This is a genomic window from Streptomyces sp. ISL-96 (genome assembly GCF_018614035.1).
Taxonomy (GTDB): domain Bacteria; phylum Actinomycetota; class Actinomycetes; order Streptomycetales; family Streptomycetaceae; genus Streptomyces.
Genome location: NZ_JAGGPA010000095.1, coordinates 1 through 18,779, shown reverse-complemented (window position 1 = coordinate 18,779; position 18,779 = coordinate 1). Strand labels below are relative to the sequence as shown.

The window sequence follows — 18,779 nt, the reverse complement described above, 5'->3', positions numbered from 1 at the left end:
CACTTGCGGGACAACCCTTAGCCAGGGCACCATCGGGGTGCTCCTGGTGAAGGTCCTGGTCATGCCGCAGGTGTCCAAGGTCGAGTTGTACGCGGCGATCCGGCGTGATCACCGTGCGGGCATGAAGATGCGCGAGCTTGAGCGGTCCCTTTCTCTCACTCCAGCCAAGGGACATGGGCGAAAGCGGCGCAACGGGGATGTCAGCGAGCCGACCACGCCAAAACCGCGTGGTGACCTGCACGGTTACCAGAACGGTCCGCCGCGTCGCGCAACAGCAGGCGCAACCCATAGCCGCAACAGATGGCGCAACAGTAGGCGCTGTCCTGTCTCTGCGATGTGTAGGCAGTCCCGTTCTTCTGTAGGCATGTGCGGACGGGTCCCGTTCATGTGTAGGCAGCTTCCGGAGAGTTCCGGTCTTGTGTAGGTCCGGCGGTCGCGGTGCTTCTACGGTCAAAGTGACTGGTCGGCGTCGTACCGGAGGCCCGGATGGTTGTGCGCGAGGTGTCGGCGGAGGGCGTCGAGTTGGAGTACGTCAGCGCGGCCGGCATCCGTGAGCGGGGAGCCTTGGGACACCTGTGGCACAGCCGTCGCCACCGCCGCCTCTCCTTCCGTACGCGGCACACTGCTCGTGACCGCCGGGCTGCTCGTCTCGGGCTGCTCGTCGGGAGGTCCAAGGGCGGGCGGGGCGACATGCGACCTGGGCGCTTAGGTCACGACTGGGGTGGTCGCAAGGCGCAGGCGATGACGGTGGTCACCATCTTGCGGATGGCGGCGGTCTGCGGTGGGGCGCTTGCCCGGTCGGCGAACAGCAGGTGCGCGGCTCCGACGAGGGTGGGGGCGAGCGTGTCGATGTCGGCGTCGCTGGCCAGGCGCCCCAACTCCCGCTCGGCGGTGAGGTAGGCGGCGATCATGGCGGTGCCTTGCACGGCCAGTGGGATGCCGGTCAGACCGGCCTCGCGCAGCCGGGCGCGGAGGCCGTCGCGGAAGGTAATGAGCGCGACGATTGCCACCGTGACCGGCCCGAACAGGTCCTGCAGTGCGTCGGCGAGGTTGTCCACTACGCTCCCGGTGCCGGCGGCCGCGCGCAGAGTCGTGGTTCGGTCCTCGATGCCGCGGATGCGGTCGAGGACCAGTTCCGCCAGGAAAGCGTCGAAGTCGGTGAAGTGCCGGTGCAGCACGCCCTTGGCACAGTTCGCCTCCTCCGTGACCGCCCGGCTGGTCAACGCGTCGGGGCCGTCCCGAAGCAAGACGCGCTCGGCGGCTTCGAACAACTGGCCGCGCACGTTGTGGATGTGCACCCCTGACGGCATTGTCTCCCTTTCCGCGCCGACCCCGCCTTAATAAGTGGGCAACCGCCCATTAGGGTGGGCGCATGCCCACTTTATCGCAGGGACAGCCGGACAAGTCCGGACCCGAGCCCCACCACCACCGGCAGATGGCCGAGTCGTTCGGTGTGGATGCCGAACGCTACGACCGCGCCCGACCGCCGTATCCCGCGGCCCTGGTGGACAGGATCGTCGCGGCAAGCCCCGGTCGGCACGTCCTCGACGTCGGAGCCGGGGCCGGCATCGAGGCCCGGCAGTTCCAGGCGGCCGGCTGCACGGTGTTCGGTGTCGAGCCCGACGAACGGATGGCCGCTTTTGCGCGACGCAGCCGTGTCGAGGTCGAGGTCGCCAGGTTCGAGGACTGGCAGCCGGCCGGGCGGCTGTTCGACGCGGTCATCGCCGGCACCGCCTGGCACTGGGTGGACCCCGTCGCCGGCGCGGCCAAGGCGGCCCAGGTGCTTCGGCCCGGCGGCCGACTCGCCCCCTTCCACCACGTCCCCCAGCTCCCGGCCGAGGTGATCGACGCCCTCGCTGAAGCACTCCAACGGGTCGCCCCCGATTCCCCGTTCAACCCCGGCCTGCTGAGAGGATCGGCCGTGGACGCGTACCAGCCACTGTTCGCGAGAATCGCCGACGGGATCCGGCAGACGGGCAGGTTCAGCGAGCCGGAACAGTGGCGCTTCGCCTGCGAGCGCACCTACTCCCGAGAAGAGTGGCTCGACCAGCTCCCCACCTTCGGCGGCCTCACCCAACTCCCCGCAGACAAGATGGCGGAGGTCCTAGACAGCGCCGGGACTGCGATCGACTTGCTCGGCGGCCACGCCACCATGCCCTACACCTCCGTCGTGATCACCTCGACACGCTCCAATACGGCCTGACCGCCGCAAACTTCGGGCGTCGCCGGGCGCGAGCAGGCTGGTGAGCTCGGCGACGTCCCCGGGGAGGCGGGGAAGAGGACTTGCAAGCGGGGAAGGTTCCCCGGCTTCTTGCGCCGGGCCTCGGCGGGCCCGGCACCTCCGCGCCGACCAGTGGACTTCCGCGATAAGCATCCTAGACCCGTACTTCGCAGGTCACCCGATCGTGAAGATCAACTGGTCACGACCGATCGCCGCTCAGTCCGGTCCGCAACGGCGATCGCAATGCCGGTCCGATCCGGTCGGGTTCGGACGCCGAAGAGCCGCTGCGGCGAACCTTTTCAGCGACCCGCGAAGTCCGGGCCTAGAGGCGGCTGCCTACGGTTGAGCGGGACATCGACCGCCGACCTGTCCCACTCAACTGTAGGCACCGCAGGTCAGAACCTCGCCCTGCCCACAGTTATCTGGGACAGGACAGGCGCGACCCTTGTCGCAACCCGGCTCCGGGCGGCGCGGGCGGGCCTTCACGCCGCCACCGCTGCTCCCCGGGTGCGGGCCAGCTGTCGCAGCTCGGTGCGCGCCGCCGGCACCGAGCGGGCGGTCCCGCCATCGAGACATGGACCGCTCAGCAGGAGGTCAAAAACCTCACCGTTGCCAAACTGCACACGTACTACGTGCTCGCGGGGAACACCGACCTGGACGAGTCCGCTGGTACTGGTGCGCAGCCACATGCCGCGTTCGAGATCGGTGGCGTCGGTCCAGCCGCCGGGGCTTTCGGTCCGGAAGGGGTGGTGGTCGGTTGCGGTGATGTCGGCTGTCTGGACCTGCTCGTACCGGGCCGCCGGCGAACAGTGGCACTTACGGTTCTTCCACCACCTGGCGTTCTGACTCCCCCGCGGCGAATGGTTGCTGCTGGTCGGGGTCCTCCGCAGGTGGTTGCGACATGAAGTTCTCGAAAACGTCCATCCCGATCATCAACAGCATCATGAACGGGGGCACACACAGGGCTATCAAAATCACGGAGCCTCCCCACGGGAGTGCCGACTTTCCGCCTGGGGCCCCTGATGGAGCACTCCTAAAGTGTGAGGCCGGATGGAGTAGTCCGCTCGTCGGACACCGTGCACCAGGGCTTCAGGGTCGAATGGGCCTGTCACGAGCCGTCACGGGCCGCGAGCGCTGGCACCCCTCGGGATTCACGCAGCGGATGGCTGCCTGGACGTACCACAGGCCTGAGACCGCCCATGCTCGGCTTGCCAAGTGCTGACTCACACTCCAGTGACCTGCTCATTCTCAAGAGCACGAGCCGATGTCTCGCACACCGTGCCCTGAAGAGCCACCGCCGACCACGGCGGTTCGAGTGGTCGGCGGTGGTGGACTGCCGTGCGATCAGGCGCGGTGGATCTTCCAGTCGGTGACGTCACCGGTGCGGTTGTAGTAGGCGTTGGTGCACACGTTGTACTTGCCGGCAACCGGGCCGTGCTGTTGGTTTCCAAGAAGCCGCCGGTGCCCATGTAGACGTTCCACAGGTGGACCACGTCGCCGATGCGGACTTTCTGGTCGGCAGGGGACGAGGTGCGGGCGAAGATCCGCCAGTGGGTGGTGCCGGAGTCGGCGACGCGTTCCTTAGCCTGCGCGGTCACCACGTCGTACGGGCCTGCGGGGTCGCCCCCGGATGGGCCTCTTCATAGACTTGAAGGGTGGACGTCGGGACGGCGGGCGCTATCCAGTCGGACTCGGGAGAGATCGACTACCGTGCGCTGTTCGCCGCCACTCCCAGCCCGTGCCTGGTGCTGAACCGTGATTTCGTGATCGTGGATGTCAATGAGTCGTTTCGCCTCGCCACCGGCTACGGCGCCGACGCCCTGGTGGGAAGATCCTTTTTCGAAGCCTTTCCCGACAACCCCGCCGATCGGGAGGACGACGGGCCGCAGAGCGTATCCGTCGCGCTGAAGCGCGTTTTGGAGACCGGCAACCGGCAGGCCATGGGCGTGCTGCGCTACGACATTCCCATCCCTGACCGGCCGGGACAATTCGAAGAACGCTGGTGGTCCCCCATCCACACTCCGGTCCCGCGACCGGACGGAGAGGTGGCATGGATCCTCACCCGCGTGGAAGACGTCACCCAGTTCGTGCGCGCCCGCCAGGGCATCCATCGGCCCGGCGTATCCATGAGCCCGCTGGAACAGGAGATGGAGGCGGAACTCTACCTTCGCGCCAGAGAACTCCAGCGCCTGAACGATGAACTGCGCATAGCCCACGCCAAGGAACGCAAAGTCGCTCTCACCCTCCAAGAGGCCATGCTGCACTCCCCGGACCTGGCCCGGCACGAGAATGTGACCGTGCGCTACCTGCCCGCCGTCGGTTCGCTGAACGTGTGCGGTGACTGGTACGACACCGTCGACCTGTCCAACGACCGCTTCACCGTCGCCGTCGGCGACGTCGTCGGACACGGCCTGGACGCCGCCACCGTCATGGGCATGCTTCGCAGCGCCCTGTCCGCCGCGAGCCGCACCGTGGCCTCGCCGGCCCACGCCCTCGAGGTTCTGGGCATGTATGCCCGCGCCGTCGAAGGGGCTCTGGCCGCCACGGCCGTCACGGCACTGATCGACACCCGCTCCCGCCTCATCGTCTACAGCAGCGCCGGCCACCTTCCGCCGGTGCTCCTCCACGCGGACGGCAGCCACGAGCTTCTCGACCAGGCCACCGACCCACCCCTGGGCGCCCGGCCCGAACACGTGCCCCGCCCGCAAGCCAGCACCGCCTACCGGCCCGGCGACAGCCTCGTCCTCTACACCGACGGCCTCATCGAACGCCGCGACGAAGACATCGACATCAGCCTGACCCGCCTCACCGATGCCCTCGCCGTCCATGCCAAGCTCAACCCCGCGAACCTCGCCGACGCCCTGCTCGACCACCTCACAGTCAGCCACGGCGCCCGTGACGACATCGCCCTGCTCGTCGTCCGCCTATAACCCGCCCGCCTCCAACACAGTGGATGCCTCCAGTTCACTCAGCCCCTGCCGGACAGACACGGGTGGAAGTACAGCAGAGCAAGTCATCCCTGCTCAGGCATAGAACGACACGTGCGTGCCGAACGATCAGCAGTCGGTGGCGGCCATGCCCGCTCGTTTGACAGACCCGCCTTGATGAACCAGCGGCCTCCAAACTTCCATGGCACACGCTCAAGCAGAACTGGCAGAAGCATCCAGCGGCCGCCGGCAAGGCGCTCGACATCACCTGGGGCTACCACGCCCCGCACAAGACCCGCCGCTGGAACTACTTCCTCACCAAGAACGGCTGGGACCCCTCCGAGCGCCTGATCCGGGCGCAGTTCGACCCTCAGCCGATCGCCACATACCAAAACGACGGCCAGCCGCACTGGGAACACGACCTGTTCCCCGAGAACCCGACCGCCCACAGCATCACGCTGCCCAGCGACCGCAAGGGCTACCACGTGCTGTTGTCGGTATGGGAAGTCGCCGACACCGGCTACGCCTTCTACCAGGTCATCGACCTCAACATCACCTAGCCCCCGCGAGTCCGCTAGGGCGGATGAGGGCTCCGCCCCGCTCACCAAGGGCGGAGCAGCTTCCCGGGACGTACATCGCCCGGGAAGCTCCGGGGACCCGCCCATGCCCGAGCCGCACACCAAGGTCGTGAAGGACAACGTCAGGCCCGCTCGACTCGGCTCTGGTGGCCGAAGACCGCCTCAGCATGAACGCCGCGAAGGGCCATCAAAGGGTTCAGCGGGTGGCAGCCGGCGAGTTGCATGGCTCGGGGCCGGCCCCCTCACCTGGATCGGCAGCGCACCCGACGACTAAGCGCGAGACGTGCTCGACGCGGGCGCGGACCTTCTTGTGGGACTTGTTGTGTTCCTCTTTCCAGTCCGGGAGTCCGGCCTGGCCGCGCTCGCGGCGGTGTGGGATGACCAGTCCGGTGCCCGGGTAGCCGCCGTCGGCGATCGTGAGGGTCTTGCCGACGGCGGTCTTGGCGCCGGACTCCTCCCATGCCTTGCAGTCGTTGCGGTTCCCGGCGAGCGGCCGGCCGACCACGACGACCAGGCGGGTGTCGGCGTCGATGACGACCTGGTGGTTGGTGGAGTACCGGTAGTTCTAATAGCTCAGCGGTGGTGTGGTCGCGGGTAGGGACCAGGGTGGTCCACGATGAGGACGGTGTCCTTGGCGAACCGCTTGCTGGGCTGGAAAGCGAGCATCGGCCCCAGGTGGTCGATGATCCGGTCCGCCGCGGACTTCGAGACCCCGAACAGCGGGGCGAGCTGCCGCATGGTCAGGTTCGTGCGCCAGTAAGCCGCGACCAGCAGTGCCCGGTCCTCCAGCGGAAGGCTCCACGGCCGGCCCTTGCGAACGGCATCCGCACCCTGGCGCCGCAGAAAGGCCACCAGTTTCCCGAACTGCCTCGGGCTCAGCCCGGTGAACGGGCTATCCAGGACGGCTCCGACGCCGTGATCACACCAGCCACGGCGAGATCGTCTCATCTTGATCATGCTGCAGGGCCGCCAGTGTCTGGCGGGACATATCTCGGTCGCCCGGGCGGATTCGGCAGACGCAGGTCAGGCGGCTTTCAGCGCGTGCAGGCACGTTAGGCATGTTCACGACGGTTCGTGGCCGCGGTCTCGGGTCACCGAGGGTCCGGGAATGGCCCCGGTCCCAGCCGGGCCCTCTTCACGGGGCGGCAGCCCCGCATGCAGCCGTTAGCAAGCCGCGTACACGTCCACATCAGCGGTCTGCTTGCTCAACGTGGCCGACCCAGGCGCTTCGCCTACCCGGGCCGGCTCACCGGCCCTTCGTACGCCCCCATGACCGCCTAGCCAAGACGCCACGACACCCGGGCCCCCATATCCACCAAATGCGGACACAGGACGGCAGCGCCGCCCGGTCCAGCGCGGATTGGCAGAAGAAACGTGGCCGGTTACTCAATCAGCAGTTGGCGATCCTCACCAGTCCGGCGGGCAGCACAACCGGGGGCCGGCCGCCGCCTACGGCCAGCCCCCGGGAGGACCTTCCTTGTCCACTCACCACAAGGGTGCGCCCACACCCCACGCCCCTGCAACAACCCGAAGGGAGATCCCCTTGGCTCGCTCGGCGGCTTCGCAAGGCCAGACGGCCGACGTCGGCCGCATCCCGTCACAGCTACGGCCGCCCGGCCCCTCCGCAATGAGGTGACACCACGGCGCGTTGCACCCAAAACAGCGCAAACATCACCTAGCGTGCTGGTTTGTCCGATACCACCCAATGATGTCGAATATGACGGAAGTGGAGATGTTGTGCGCAAGCTTCGCAATGCTGCCCTGGTAGCTGCCATGCTCGGGAGTTTCAGCATGCTCGGGGCCGGTGTTGCCGCGGCCGGCGACGGTGACGGCTACGGCCACCCGGACGGCCGGCACCACGGCAAGGACGGCAACGTGGTCGTGTGCGAGCAGCGGTCCAACGTCAGCCAGGACACGTTCCAGCTCGGCCTGATCAACGTCGCGACGGGGCCCGTCACGGTCCTCGGCAGCGGCCCGGCGACCGCGGTCGCGGTCCAGCAGATCTGCAGTGGCGAGGACACCCTGGCGAGGAACGACGCCGACGCTGAGACCGGACCGGGAGTCGACATCGACCTCGACCTTCTCTAACAACGGCAAGACGCCTACCAGCGCTTGCCGGCGAGCCGGTAACGGGTGGGGCCCGTTGAGCTGATGGGCTGCGAGCCGTTCACGTGAGACGCCCGGTTGGGAATTCCCAGCCGGGCGTTTTGCGTGAACAGATGTTGGGTTCAGCCGCGCCGGCGTCCAAGCGCTCGGGAACGAAGACCCGGGGCCCTGGACCGGGCGTTGGTCAGGGCCCCGAGGGGCCGCACCCTGAGGGATGGACATGCGAGCACCGCCAAGAACAACGCATTACACGCACTTCAGTCACGGGAAAAGAAGGACGCCGAACTCCCGATTGCCAGATGCTGACGTTCCTCCACCGTCAGCGCGGGTTTGACGGTGATTCCAGCGGCCTCGAGGTACATCACGGCGGTGACCGCAGCCCCAGCCCCGCTCCGCAACTGGACTCCACGAGGCATGGACACCGCCCTGTACTGGATCAACCACCCCACCAACACCACAACCAGCGCATAGGAACACTCAACGAACCTGATCACCACTCGGGGAAACTGATCACAGCTGACCAACGCTCACTCCACCTGACCAAGTGCCAGCTCAGCACGCAGCGCATGCCCTCATCTCCTCCGTCACCGAGCCGTTGCGACCGGGGCTTGAAGCGCTACCACCACCAGACACCAAACTGATCAGCCCAGGCCAAACCACGACCTACTGATCAGAAAAACCGCCCCTGGACAGTACTACGCGGAGGCCGGCACCCTGGCCGCCCCCCGCCACGCCACCGCGATGGACAAGCCCGTGGGCCAGTGGCTGACCAACCTCCGCCGCCCGGGAGGGCTGGGGAAGGATCCCGAGCGCGCGGCGCGGCGGGCCGAGCATCTGGTGGCGATCGATCCGGACTGGAACCCCGGTGCCCTGGGGTGGACCGTCGACTGGCAACGCCACCACACCGGCCTGGGTGCGCTCCTGAAGGCCGGCGGAACACTGGAGGAGATCGTGCCCGGCGTCACCTACCGGGGCGACGACATCGGACGCTGGCTCGCCCGGCAGGTCCGGGACTGGGCGCGGCTGAACGAGGAGCAGCAAAGGCGGCTGGGTGTGCTGGGCGTGAAACCGGCTGAGCGGCCCCACAAAGCTTCGGCGCGAACCAGCGCGAAGGCTGGGGCAGCGAGAGGCTCCGAGGCGTTCACGCGGGGCGTGGCGGCCCTCCAGCAGTACATCGCGCGGGAAGCCCGGACCGTCGTACCCAGGGGGCACACCGAGGTCCTGGAGGGGTGCGGAACGCCTGTTCGGCTTGGGGTGTGGCTGTCGAATCAGAGGAATCGGCGTGACCGGCTGAGCGAGCAGCAACTCGCGGCGCTCGCCGAACTCGGACTCGACTGGGCATAGCGGAGGAACCTGCGCGCGTGCAGCCGTGCGGCTCCACCCACAGGTTCATGGGCCGCCGCCGCCTGCCAGAAGGCGTCAGGCCGACTCGGTGGCGGAACGCATAGTGTCCAGCTGCCACCCGCGCCGGAGCGGCAGCCCTGAAGCCCCGACGGCGTCAGGTCCTGAGGCCGTCGGGATGCTCTTCGAGCACCAGGGCGATCTTGCCCGCCTACAGCTCTTCTCCCACCTGACGTTCCGGCTCCCCCGCAGCCAGTGGTTGCCGCTGGTCGGTGTCCTCCGCAGGCGGTTGAGACATGAAGTTCTCGAACACGTCCATCCCGAGCATCAACAGCATCATGAACACGGGCACACACAGGGCTATAAAGACCACGGAGCCTCCCCACGGGAGTGCTGGTGGAGCACTCCCCAGTGTGAGGCCGAATGGAGTAGCACGCTCGTCGGACACTGTTCACTCCAGGAAGCAACCTCTGCATGGTGCGCCCGGCGAGAGTGACCGGACAGAGGGCATGAGAAGCACACGCACTCCTGCGGTTTCGAGGAGTATCCCCAACGGGTCCGGTCCGGTGCGGTGTGGGTTCGGGGGTTTTGCGGAGCTCTTCCGATCCGGCGGGGCTGAAGCCCTGATGCACCAGTGGCAGGGCGCGGCTCGTAGCGGCGCTGCCGGACCGGATCGAGCCCTGACCGGTCCGGCAGCTCCGATCGCCGAGCAGGCTCCGCAACTGCCGGCCGGTACAGCGCACCACGGGGACGGAGGGCCACCGCGGCACACTGGTCCATATGGAGAGACCCGCAGGCATCTGCCCACCAGCATGACCCACCCCCAGCCGCCCCGCCCGAGCACGACACACCTGCGTTGCGCCCAACGGGCACCAAGAGCCCAGAGCGGGCCGACCTCACACCCGCCGTCACCCTCCCTGGGGTACACCCATCCGGGGATCAGCAGCCGGTAACGGGACAGCAGCCGGTCGTTGAACCGCTGTTGAGGGAAGCGGGAGCGAAGTCCCGGACCACTGTCATGGCTCCGGGGCTTCGCAGCGCAGCGCGACCCGTGGCGCGGGTCAGTCCGTGGTCTGGAGGAAGGCCGCCTGGACGCGCAGCAGGTGGGTTTCGGGGTGGGTGTCCTCGTAGCGATTCAGAAGCTGTTCCTGAGGGCTCCATGACAAGGACAATTCGCTGGACAACGCATAGGCTAGCGGCGAGCGTTGACGGAATGCACCAGGAGAGGATCTGGGACGCTGATGCTGCCCAGGGTTATGACACGCCCGGCACCGGCATGTTCTCGCCCGATACTTTGGGGCCGACCGTGGACCGCCTCACACATCTCGCAGGGGAAGGGGCAGCTGTTGAGTTCGCCATCGGGACGGGTCGGGTAGCTGTCCCGCTCGCCGAGCGGGGAGTTCCTGTCACCGGCATCGAGTTGTCACTGCCGATGGTGGAGCAGCTGCGAACCAAGGCGGACGAAGCGACGATCCCCGTGATCATTGGTGACATGGCGACTATGGTCGCCCCCGGGAAGTACAGCCTGGTCTATCTCGTCTACAACACGATCTCCAACCTGCTCACCCAGGCTGAGCAGGTCGAGTGTTTCCGCAACGCTGCCCGCCACCTCACGCCTGGTGGTCGGTTCGTGATCGAGCTCTGGGTACCCGAGTTGCGCAAGCTCCCGCCAGGCCAAACGGCCACCGTCTGGCAGTCCGGCCCCGGCTACATCGGTTTGGACACCTACGACGTCCTGCGCCAGCACGTCGTGTCGCACCACTTCCGTTTCGACGAGATCAGGCAGGCACAGCTGTTCCGCAGCCCTCACCGCTACATCTGGCCGGCCGAACTCGACCTTATGGCTCAGCTGGCCGGATTCGAACTGGAGACCAGGCATGCGGACTGGGGCGGCGCCGCATTCACCGCCGAGTCGCGTTCTCACGTCTCCGTCTACCGAATCCCGCCAACGCAGTAGCCGTCTCCTCTCATCGGCTTGATCTGGCGTTCTCGTACTTGGCAGTTCGACGGTTCACTCAAAGGCCGCCGGGATTCCCGGCGGCACGGTCGCTTCGGTCAGAGCACGGGCCGGGCGCCCGAAGAGGTCATGGCCGACATCCACTGGGCTCTGGCCGGCACCCGGGGCGCTGCGGTAGCCGTCGCACGCATCGACCCAGAGCGGGGGCAGGTGCAATTTTGCGGGGTCGGCAACATCTCCGGTGCGATCGTGACCTCCGCGTCCAAGAGCAACCTGCTGTCACTGCCCGGGACCGCAGGACACCAGATCCGCACCCTACGCACCACCCCCCACCCGCTACCCCCCGGCAGCGCTCTGATCCTGCACTCCGACGGCCTGACCGAGCGTTGGGGCCACGGCGATCTCCCCGACACCTGCCGGCACTGCCCGACCGTGATCGCAGGTCACCTCCTGCGTACCGCCGGCAAGTATCACGACGACGCCTGCGTCATCGCCGCCGCGGGGCTGTGCTGAGCGGGGGGATCCCGCGCCGGGCCCGGAAGGCATCGCCGACCGGTCCTCCCCTAGGTTTCCGGTTGTGAGGCGTCGGTGAGGTCGGCGCCGGTGGCGGCGTCGCGTTGGGAGTGGGCCAGGCCGTGCCAGTCCAGGCACATGACCGTCGCGTCGTCCTCCAGGTGGCCGTTGCCGGCCTCGACGATCGCCCCGATGAGGGTGCGGGCGGCCTCTCGGGGGTGCAGTTCACGGGTGCGGATGATCAGGTCGGACAGGTCCGCGGTGGTGGCGTTGCGCTCGAGCATGCCGTCGGTGAGCATCACGAGCCGGTCGCCCGGCCGCAGGTCCAGCGATTGGACCCGGTAGGTGTGTGCGGGCAGGACACCGAACGGCAGGTCGACCTTCGGGGCGATCTGTGTCACCTGCCCGTCGCGGATCCGCAGCGGCCAGGGGTGTCCGGCGTTGATGAACTCGCTGCTGCCGTCGAGCAGGCTGATCCGCAGCAGCTGACCGGTGACATAACCGCTGCGGCCGTGCTCGCGCATCGCCAGGTCCGCCTGGCGGGCCTGCTCCAGGAGGTCCGCGCCCGCCCGCCGCGCCCGGCGCAAGGCGCCCACCACGAGGGTGGCCAGCAAGGCGGCGTCGACGTCGTGGCCCATGGCGTCGGTGACGGACATCTGGACGGTGTGCCGGTCGATGACGTAGTCGAACGTGTCGCCGCCGACGTGATCGGCCGGCTCCAGCGCCCCGGCGACCGCGAACTGCGCCGCCTCGCACGCCAACGACGCCGGCAGCAACCGGTGCTGGATCTCGGCGGCCAAGCTGAGTGGGGTGGTGCGCCGTCCCCACTGGTAGACGTCGGTGAAGGACCGGTTCGCGATCACGATGTAGGCCAGGGCGTGCGCCGTCTCACCGATCTCCCGCATCACCTCCCCGTCCGGTACCGCGGGCAGGAACAGCTCGAGGAGCCCGATGGCATCCCCGCGATTGGTCACCGGCGCAATGACCTGCACCAACTCCCCCGGGCCGAGGTCTTGCACGCTCGGTTGCTGGCTGCGGATCACGTCGTCGTACATGGTATTCCGCAACCCGATACGCCGGGCCGGCTCCGCGGTCTCCACACTCCCAGCCGCGCCCAACCGCACCACCGAACTACCCGTGAAGTCCGTGATCAGAAAGGATACCGACGCCGCACCCAAACGCTCCTTCAAGATGCGCGCGACCACATCCAGGGACTCCACCGGCGAAGCCGCCTCCGCAGCCTCCAACATCCCCGCCAATGTCGCAGCACCACCCCGGCTACTGTCGGCTGCGGCACGAGACGCCGACTGCGCCGTTCTGCCCGGCTCTCTTGTCGTCACGGGGTCTCCTGACCACTCGACCTGCAGGTTGCGTTCCGGAGGCCGAAATGACCGGTACCCGGTCCGGCCTCAAAGCGTTCGTATTCCACCACGGCGCCTGCCCAACCTTGAGGCCCGCACCCTTGTAGCCCACGAGCGGCCGTCGCGCGCTCGTCCAAGTGCTGTCCCGCCAGCCCCCGGCGCATAGGGCTGGGCGAACAGCCGAGGCATGCATGCAGCTCCCGCTCACGCGCAACGAGTACGGACTGCTGATGGATGGCCACACAGTGTTGACCGGGTATTGCCGGGTAAGGCCAATGCGAAAGTCGCCCCACCCCGGCTGGCATCCGGGGGTAGAGCGGCTTTGCAGCGGTGCCGGTGGGGGTGTTACGCGGCTGCGGCCGGGCGACCGGCTGGCGGCGACCCCCGCCGCGGGGCTCATGGCCGGCGTGGTGGTGCCCCTTCCCCAGCCCTCCCGGGCGGCGGGGCGGCGCAGGGCCGCCGCACCCGTGAACTGCACCCCGGTGACCAATCGCGGGGATGCCATCGGCGCTCAGTTCTCAAGGTGCCGGATCCCCCTCCTGTGAGCATCTTGGCCGCCCAGGGACTATGCACGGGGTCTTACCTGCCGCGAAAGACGCGCTGGCCTGCCGAAATGTCACATTTCAAAAGGGAACCAGGAGCCGCCTATCAAGCGTTGTGACGAGTAACGGTTCACCGGTTCTCCCCGCTGGTCGCCGGAGGAAAAAGGACGTCTGCGGTGCCACCGTCGGCGCCGCCGCCCGTCACTTGTCTCGGGTTTCGGCCTGGCCCTCGGTTCGGCGGGCCCGGACGAACCCGAGCCCGCTCCGGTACCGTTCTGGACGCATCACCCGCGAGTTCGGCTACGAACCCCCTTCGGAAAACTCGAACCCACGGCCTTTAGCCAGCTTGCGGAGCTCGTGGACGGATGCGGGCTATGCAGGTTGAGCGGTGTCGAGCCGCTTGTCGAGTACGAGGGTGTGTCCTGGCTTGTCGGCTGTACGCAGCGCGGCACGCATCCGCTCGTTCATCGCCTCGTTGACCACCGCTGCCTTCTCCTCCCGGCAGCTGTTGTCCAGGCGCTTTGGCTCGTGTCAGCGGGTACGCCCCGTTCACGTTGCGGCCAGAGCGGCAGCGGGTCACGCTGGGATGGCTCGGGGATCAGACCAGGCCGACCGTTGATGAGGAGGAACCAGGATGCCGACCTCGCCCTGGACCACCACCGCGGCCGCAGCCGGCACAGCGGAGTCACTTCCGGACGAGGTGCTGGTCCTGGCTTCGCGCCTGCTCCTGCGCCGCGCCCGGGACATTCCACGTTTCATCGCCGCAGCCCAGGCCATTCGGCGTCAGGTCATGGCGGCCGACGGGGCTCTGGGCCTGTCCCTGCGGGCCGAGCCGTTCGCCAAGACCTTTTGGACGCTCTCGGCCTGGCGTGACCAGGAGGCGCTGGACTCGTTCGTGGAAGCCCAGCCGCACGAGCGAACCATGAGGGACTTCCACCTCCGACTGCGCGATCCGGTGTTCGTCACCTGGACTGTGTCCCGCAGTACTCTGCCGGTCGACTGGTCCGATGCCGTGAGCAGAATCGCCGGACACGCACCCCGCTGATCCCGAACTGCCCAGAAAGCCCTGGATATGGGGATTGAGTGAGAGCGCGCGGTGAGCCTCTACCTGGCCGAGAAGCGCGTTCCTCGCCCGGAGGTGCTGCCGCGCCTGGCGGCGGCCGTCGGCGTCGACCCGGCCGACTTGTGCACGGTAGAGCGCGAGCGCCTGGTTCACCTGCGGGTGGGGTGCGTACGCGCAGGAAGAGCTGGGGATCAGCAGAGCGCAGGCGTACCGGCTGATCGACATCGCCGAGTCGGCCGGCGCGCTGAACCGGGCGATCGGCGCAGCCGGTGTCCTGGCCGAGGTGTCACCCGCGGGAGACACGGACGCGGCCGGGCTGGTGGACCTGGGGCTGTCGCAGCGGGCGCTGCGCGAAGTCCACGGCCGGCTTGACGAGCTCACCATCGTCGTTACCGAACGCCTGGCCGCTGCGGCCCGGGCCGGGCCGGTTGACGTATCAGTGGTCCGCGCCATGGTGGGCCAGGCCGTCGACGAGCTCCGCCGCGATCCACTGCCTGCGGCTGGTGACACCGCTGCCGACGACGACTCTCTGGAGCGGGCCCTCACTGACGCGGAGCGACACCCGGATGACACGACGGTGGTACGGCGCCTGGTCGACGAGATGGCCGCAGCCGGCGGCCGGCTGGGGCAGAGCGCTATCGAACTCGCCCCGGCGTTCTGGTCCGAGCAGGAAGCCGCCGACACCATCCTCGCCCGGTACTTCGTGAGCATCCGTAGCTTGTGGCCGACCGGGCCGCAAGCGCGCTGCAGAAGCAAGACCTGACGCTCTTTGGGTGCTTGGGCGTCGGCGTCGAGGCTGAACTCCAGTGCCGTACGTTGCACCGGCTCAGCCGGAAGCCCCGCCAAGCCACCTGACTGCGCGCCGCTCTGCACGGCGCGCACGCTAGATGAGCGGCGGCCGCCCCAACCGGGTCATCCGCCACACAGTGCGCCATTTCATCGGCTGACGCGATCCGCAGGAAGTACGGATGCCCTCGAGGAATCCGGCGCCCCAGGCCTTCAGCCCGGTCAGGGAGTGAGTGCGGGCCACCGTGAGCAGTGTCCACACGCCCAGATAGACCGGGATCAAGGCCAGGGGTAGCCGGCGTCGTGCCAGCCAGACGCGGTTACGGGCGGTGAAGCGGTAGTACACCGCATGCCGGGCGGGGGAAGTCTTGGGGTGCTGGAGGACAAGGTCGGGTTCGTAGAGGATCTTCCAGCCCCCGTCGATGGCTCGCCAGGCCAGATCCGTCTCTTCGTGCCCGAAGAAGAACTGCCCCGGCCACAGGCCGATCTCGTCGAGCATCGCCACGGAGAAGCAGTGGCCGCCCCCGAGGAAAGCGGTCACCAGCCCGCGGCGCATCGGGTCGCCGGCGCGCAGCCGGGGCACGTGGCGCCGCTGGGTCTCACCGTGCTCGTCGGCGACGCGGAACGACACGACGCCGAGCCTTGGATCAGCCGCGTACAGCTGCTGCACCTTGTGGAACACATCGTCGGCAATGAGCAGGCCGTCATCGTCCAGCTCGACGATGACGTCGACCTCTCCCGACTCGCACAGGAACTGCAGACCGACATTGCGACCGCCGGGACAGCCCAGGTTCTCTTCGAGCGGGATCTTGGTGACGTCGGCTGCGATATCGGTGAGCGGGGTCGCGTTGCCGACCAGGACAACCCGCGCGGGCGGCACGTTCTGTTTCTCCACCGAGGTGAGCAGAGCGTCCAGTTCGTGCGGGCGAGTGCCCATGGTCACGATGACGACTCCGACGCGTGGCAGCGACATTGCGGCGAACTCCAGTAGTCGGCGAGGTGCTGACTGATGCTAGTCGCGCACTGCCGCTACTCCAGCATCAGTGCGCACCCGCGACGCGTTCCTCCTGGTCAGGTGCCATGCGGTCCGCTCGGAGGTCGGTAAAGACGACGGGCGGGCCCCGCACACTCGGCTCGCCCGCCCCAGGTACGGCCAGGGAGCGGGTGCTGCGGCTGCACCGGTGACTGCGGCGTCGCCTGCCGTCCCTTCTGCGGCGGCGGAGAGGGCTGGCGGCTGCGGTCGAGGACTATTCGGCGCAGGGCTTCGGAACGCCGACTGCCCGGGCGGGCGGGCGGCCGCCCGGGCGGATCGATCGATACAGTGGGGGCCTGGCTTCACAGGACGCAACTTTGGACAGGCCTCAGTCAGGGGCATTGTCAGTGGGTGGCGGCAGACTGGAGTCATAAGAACGGCGGCCTCTGCCCGGCCTGCGAAGCAGGGACAGAGACCGCCGCGGGCGATACCCGCACCTCGCGCCTCTTGGTGGTAGGACACCAGGGGGCGCGTCGCGTTTTACAGGAGGCTGACTACCATCTCGTACAGCCACACCACGAACTGAACGAACCAGTGCGCGGCCTCCTCGGCGAGACCAGCCAAAAGGGCCTGGGCTACGCCGGCGAGCAGTACATCGCAAGCGGTGCTACGGCTCTCACCCCGGGCACGCGGCGGGCCTCCGTCCTCCGAACCGTCGGACATCGGCTTGTCGCTATCACCGGGCATGTGAGCCCCCCATCCGGACCGTCGTACATCAACCGGACGGCCGGGGCGACGGTCCGCCGAAACCCGGCCCTCCAGAAGCTGCACAAGCCCCGGAATGGGTGCGCTCAGAGTACCGAGCCGAACTGACAGCCAGTGCGGTTCAGTTTCACCTCCGCCGCCCCGCTGACGTTGACATAACCCGCTTCCGACGCCCTCGGCAGAGGCATCACCAGGGCCAGCCCGTACAGCGCTCATGCTCGAAGATTCGGCGTCAGCGGGAGAGGCGAAGTAGAAGTAGTCCTTGCCGGACTTCCCGTCCTCCTTCACGCTGCGGTCAACTGCTTGAGGTTGATCTCACGCAGCGGGGTACCGACGGCACCGCGGAAGTCCTTGCTAGTGACGATGTTGACCGCGTTCACCGACCAGAAGTCGGGGAACTCAACGCCACGCTGCTCGAAGTTGAACGAGCCGTCGCGCCAGTTGGTCATATGACGTCACGACGCTCCCAGGCCACCTCGTCGTACAGATGCACGCCTGGTGTGGTGTGCATCCGCTCGATACGCAGCCCCTTAGTCGACTGGGAGCGGAGCGCCCGGCAATTTCCCGTGATCATTGGTTTCCTTACTGTCGGTTACGGGGCAGTCCACCTACCCCTGAGTTCCGCGATGGCGGCCTCGAAGTCCTCGAGTGAAACGAACGCCCGGTACACGGACGCGAAGCGCAGGTACGCGACAAGATCGAGTTCCCGCAACGGGCCGAGTACGGCCAGCCCCACGTGGGGGGTGCTCATCTCGGCGCTCCTGGTGGCGCGCACCGCCTCTTCGACCCGCTGGCCGAGCTGGGCGAGGGCGTCCTCGGTGACCGGCCGCCCCTGGCACGCCTTGCGCACGCCGGAGATGACCTTGGTACGGCTGAAGGGTTCGGTGACACCACTGCGCTTGATCACCATCAGCGAGGCGGTCTCCACCGTCGTGAAACGGCGGGAGCAGTCGGGGCACTGACGGCGCCTGCGGATCGACGTTCCATCGTCGGTGGCGCGACGACGACGCGGCTGTCGGGGGTGCCTGCAGAAGGGGCAGTGCATAGACCCCCACCTCCCACCGCAGACAGGGCCACCATCCCTGCCCAGGACCAGGGCGGACTCGAGCCGCTGAATGCGATGAACGAAGCCACCAATCCCGAGGGACCCATGCGCTCCCTGGCGACCGACCTCCAGACATTCGGGCGGACAGCTCCGGACTCACCGACGGGCATCTCCGGTCCGCCGTTCGATGCGGGAAATCGACCAGGCGCGTCGGCCTTTCGGCATCTCCTCGGTCGCACACCGACTGATTGCACGGGAACGCAAAGGGTCACGTCCGCTGGAGTGGTGTATTGACGGCCACTCGGTGATCTCGTATTTGAGGCTACGCGGTGAGTTCGGTGGGCAGGACGGTCTCGTCGGTTTCTGACTCGATCGGGTGGTGGCGGGCTTTGGCGAGGAGTTCGCGGCCCATGTAGCGGCGGGCCTCGGTCCATTCGTCGTTCTGCTCGGCCAGGACCGCGCCGACCAGGCGGATCACGGCGGTGCGGTCGGGGAAAATGCCGACCACGTCGGTGCGGCGCCGGATTTCCTTGTTCAGCCGCTCCTGCGGATTGTTCGACCAGATCTGCCGCCAGATCTCACGCGGGAACGCGGTGAACGC

The 18,779-nt window shown here is 67.8% G+C and carries 18 protein-coding genes and 4 pseudogenes; 10 read left to right on the top strand and 12 right to left on the bottom strand.

Annotated elements, in window-relative coordinates; genetic code table 11:
* On the bottom strand, nt 1-241 hold a 241-nt coding region (locus J7E96_RS36610; RefSeq protein ID WP_215138194.1), incomplete at its 3' end, for a hypothetical protein.
* A 469-nt stretch (nt 242-710) separates the two neighbouring features.
* Complete coding sequence (locus J7E96_RS36605) at nt 711-1,310, bottom strand: TetR/AcrR family transcriptional regulator (RefSeq protein WP_251070956.1); 600 nt, start codon at nt 1,308-1,310, stop codon at nt 711-713.
* Between the two features lie 62 nt (nt 1,311-1,372).
* On the opposite strand from J7E96_RS36605, the gene J7E96_RS36600 reads away from it, so the two are divergent.
* Complete coding sequence (locus J7E96_RS36600; RefSeq protein WP_215138193.1) at nt 1,373-2,203, top strand: class I SAM-dependent methyltransferase; 831 nt, start codon at nt 1,373-1,375, stop codon at nt 2,201-2,203.
* Between the two features lie 834 nt (nt 2,204-3,037).
* Here the strand turns inward: J7E96_RS36600 and J7E96_RS36595 are convergent.
* Both J7E96_RS36595 and J7E96_RS38050 read right to left on the bottom strand, forming a co-directional pair.
* Entirely contained in the window at nt 3,038-3,199 is a 162-nt protein-coding gene (locus J7E96_RS36595; RefSeq protein WP_215138191.1) for a hypothetical protein, read from the bottom strand.
* Nucleotides 3,200-3,565: 366 nt separating this feature from the next.
* Complete coding sequence (locus tag J7E96_RS38050) at nt 3,566-3,703, bottom strand: hypothetical protein (protein WP_251070955.1); 138 nt, start codon at nt 3,701-3,703, stop codon at nt 3,566-3,568.
* A gap of 173 nt (nt 3,704-3,876) precedes the next feature.
* Between J7E96_RS38050 and J7E96_RS36585 the strand changes: the two genes are divergently transcribed.
* Both J7E96_RS36585 and J7E96_RS38990 read left to right on the top strand, forming a co-directional pair.
* The gene (locus J7E96_RS36585; RefSeq protein ID WP_308296308.1) at nt 3,877-5,151 is read left to right on the top strand and encodes a SpoIIE family protein phosphatase; all 1,275 of its coding nucleotides are present in this window, start codon (nt 3,877-3,879) and stop codon (nt 5,149-5,151) included.
* Between the two features lie 224 nt (nt 5,152-5,375).
* Nucleotides 5,376-5,708: pseudogene (locus tag J7E96_RS38990) on the top strand (lytic polysaccharide monooxygenase auxiliary activity family 9 protein); the annotation flags it as partial.
* Between the two features lie 298 nt (nt 5,709-6,006).
* On the opposite strand, the pseudogene J7E96_RS36575 reads toward J7E96_RS38990, so the two are convergent.
* Nucleotides 6,007-6,658, bottom strand: a pseudogene (locus J7E96_RS36575) (transposase family protein); the annotation flags it as partial.
* 805 nt (nt 6,659-7,463) lie between these two features.
* Here J7E96_RS36575 and J7E96_RS36570 point away from each other — a divergent pair.
* Both J7E96_RS36570 and J7E96_RS36565 read left to right on the top strand, forming a co-directional pair.
* Nucleotides 7,464-7,814 (top strand): hypothetical protein, encoded by a 351-nt coding sequence (locus J7E96_RS36570; RefSeq protein ID WP_215138189.1) that lies wholly within the window; start codon nt 7,464-7,466, stop codon nt 7,812-7,814.
* A gap of 759 nt (nt 7,815-8,573) precedes the next feature.
* Nucleotides 8,574-9,176 (top strand): helicase associated domain-containing protein, encoded by a 603-nt coding sequence (locus J7E96_RS36565; RefSeq protein WP_215138186.1) that lies wholly within the window; start codon nt 8,574-8,576, stop codon nt 9,174-9,176.
* A 208-nt stretch (nt 9,177-9,384) separates the two neighbouring features.
* Here the strand turns inward: J7E96_RS36565 and J7E96_RS36560 are convergent, their stop codons facing one another.
* Entirely contained in the window at nt 9,385-9,546 is a 162-nt protein-coding gene (locus J7E96_RS36560; protein ID WP_215138184.1) for a hypothetical protein, read from the bottom strand.
* Between the two features lie 840 nt (nt 9,547-10,386).
* Here J7E96_RS36560 and J7E96_RS36555 point away from each other — a divergent pair.
* Both J7E96_RS36555 and J7E96_RS36550 read left to right on the top strand, forming a co-directional pair.
* On the top strand, nt 10,387-11,130 hold the full coding sequence (locus J7E96_RS36555) for a bifunctional 2-polyprenyl-6-hydroxyphenol methylase/3-demethylubiquinol 3-O-methyltransferase UbiG (protein ID WP_215138182.1): 744 nt from the start codon (nt 10,387-10,389) through the stop codon (nt 11,128-11,130).
* Between the two features lie 18 nt (nt 11,131-11,148).
* Entirely contained in the window at nt 11,149-11,643 is a 495-nt protein-coding gene (locus tag J7E96_RS36550) for a SpoIIE family protein phosphatase (protein ID WP_285439573.1), read from the top strand.
* Between the two features lie 50 nt (nt 11,644-11,693).
* Here J7E96_RS36550 and J7E96_RS36545 read toward each other — a convergent pair whose 3' ends face one another.
* Nucleotides 11,694-12,893, bottom strand: a complete 1,200-nt coding sequence (locus J7E96_RS36545; RefSeq protein ID WP_215138178.1) for a PP2C family protein-serine/threonine phosphatase — start codon at nt 12,891-12,893, stop codon at nt 11,694-11,696.
* Between the two features lie 1,287 nt (nt 12,894-14,180).
* On the opposite strand from J7E96_RS36545, the gene J7E96_RS36540 reads away from it, so the two are divergent.
* Both J7E96_RS36540 and J7E96_RS36535 read left to right on the top strand, forming a co-directional pair.
* On the top strand, nt 14,181-14,591 hold the full coding sequence (locus J7E96_RS36540; protein WP_215138176.1) for a DUF3291 domain-containing protein: 411 nt from the start codon (nt 14,181-14,183) through the stop codon (nt 14,589-14,591).
* 301 nt (nt 14,592-14,892) lie between these two features.
* On the top strand, nt 14,893-15,372 hold the full coding sequence (locus J7E96_RS36535) for a hypothetical protein (RefSeq protein WP_215138174.1): 480 nt from the start codon (nt 14,893-14,895) through the stop codon (nt 15,370-15,372).
* A 120-nt stretch (nt 15,373-15,492) separates the two neighbouring features.
* On the opposite strand, the gene J7E96_RS36530 is transcribed toward J7E96_RS36535, so the two are convergent.
* From J7E96_RS36530 to nrdR, 4 genes and pseudogenes are all read right to left on the bottom strand, one after another.
* Nucleotides 15,493-16,368, bottom strand: coding sequence for a glycosyltransferase family 2 protein (locus tag J7E96_RS36530; protein ID WP_215138171.1), 876 nt, complete (start codon nt 16,366-16,368; stop codon nt 15,493-15,495).
* Nucleotides 16,369-16,908: 540 nt separating this feature from the next.
* On the bottom strand, nt 16,909-17,115 hold the full coding sequence (locus J7E96_RS36525; protein WP_215138201.1) for a hypothetical protein: 207 nt from the start codon (nt 17,113-17,115) through the stop codon (nt 16,909-16,911).
* 229 nt (nt 17,116-17,344) lie between these two features.
* Nucleotides 17,345-17,707 (bottom strand): annotated as a pseudogene (locus tag J7E96_RS36520) (vitamin B12-dependent ribonucleotide reductase); the annotation flags it as partial.
* An 18-nt stretch (nt 17,708-17,725) separates the two neighbouring features.
* Nucleotides 17,726-18,178 (bottom strand): transcriptional regulator NrdR, encoded by a 453-nt coding sequence (gene nrdR / locus J7E96_RS36515; protein ID WP_215138169.1) that lies wholly within the window; start codon nt 18,176-18,178, stop codon nt 17,726-17,728.
* On the opposite strand from nrdR, the pseudogene J7E96_RS38645 reads away from it, so the two are divergent.
* A pseudogene (locus J7E96_RS38645) lies at nt 18,173-18,446 on the top strand (repressor LexA); the annotation flags it as partial. The gene nrdR and the pseudogene J7E96_RS38645 sit on opposite strands and share 6 nt — an antisense overlap.
* 54 nt (nt 18,447-18,500) lie before the next feature.
* Here J7E96_RS38645 and J7E96_RS36510 read toward each other — a convergent pair.
* Nucleotides 18,501-18,779 (bottom strand): transposase (locus J7E96_RS36510; protein WP_215138167.1); only part of this gene is annotated, 279 nt, incomplete at its 5' end.

What these genes read in the sequence shown, in the direction of transcription:
- J7E96_RS36605 (WP_251070956.1), bottom strand. Translation starts at nt 1,310, where the DNA reads ATGCCGTCAGGGGTGCACATCCACAACGTGCGCGGCCAGTTGTTCGAA.
- J7E96_RS36600 (WP_215138193.1), top strand. Translation starts at nt 1,373, where the DNA reads ATGCCCACTTTATCGCAGGGACAGCCGGACAAGTCCGGACCCGAGCCC.
- J7E96_RS36565 (WP_215138186.1), top strand. Translation starts at nt 8,574, where the DNA reads ATGGACAAGCCCGTGGGCCAGTGGCTGACCAACCTCCGCCGCCCGGGA.
- J7E96_RS36555 (WP_215138182.1), top strand. Translation starts at nt 10,387, where the DNA reads ATGCACCAGGAGAGGATCTGGGACGCTGATGCTGCCCAGGGTTATGAC.
- J7E96_RS36545 (WP_215138178.1), bottom strand. Translation starts at nt 12,893, where the DNA reads ATGTTGGAGGCTGCGGAGGCGGCTTCGCCGGTGGAGTCCCTGGATGTG.
- J7E96_RS36540 (WP_215138176.1), top strand. Translation starts at nt 14,181, where the DNA reads ATGCCGACCTCGCCCTGGACCACCACCGCGGCCGCAGCCGGCACAGCG.
- J7E96_RS36530 (WP_215138171.1), bottom strand. Translation starts at nt 16,368, where the DNA reads ATGTCGCTGCCACGCGTCGGAGTCGTCATCGTGACCATGGGCACTCGC.
- J7E96_RS36525 (WP_215138201.1), bottom strand. Translation starts at nt 17,115, where the DNA reads ATGCCCGGTGATAGCGACAAGCCGATGTCCGACGGTTCGGAGGACGGA.
- nrdR (WP_215138169.1), bottom strand. Translation starts at nt 18,178, where the DNA reads ATGCACTGCCCCTTCTGCAGGCACCCCCGACAGCCGCGTCGTCGTCGC.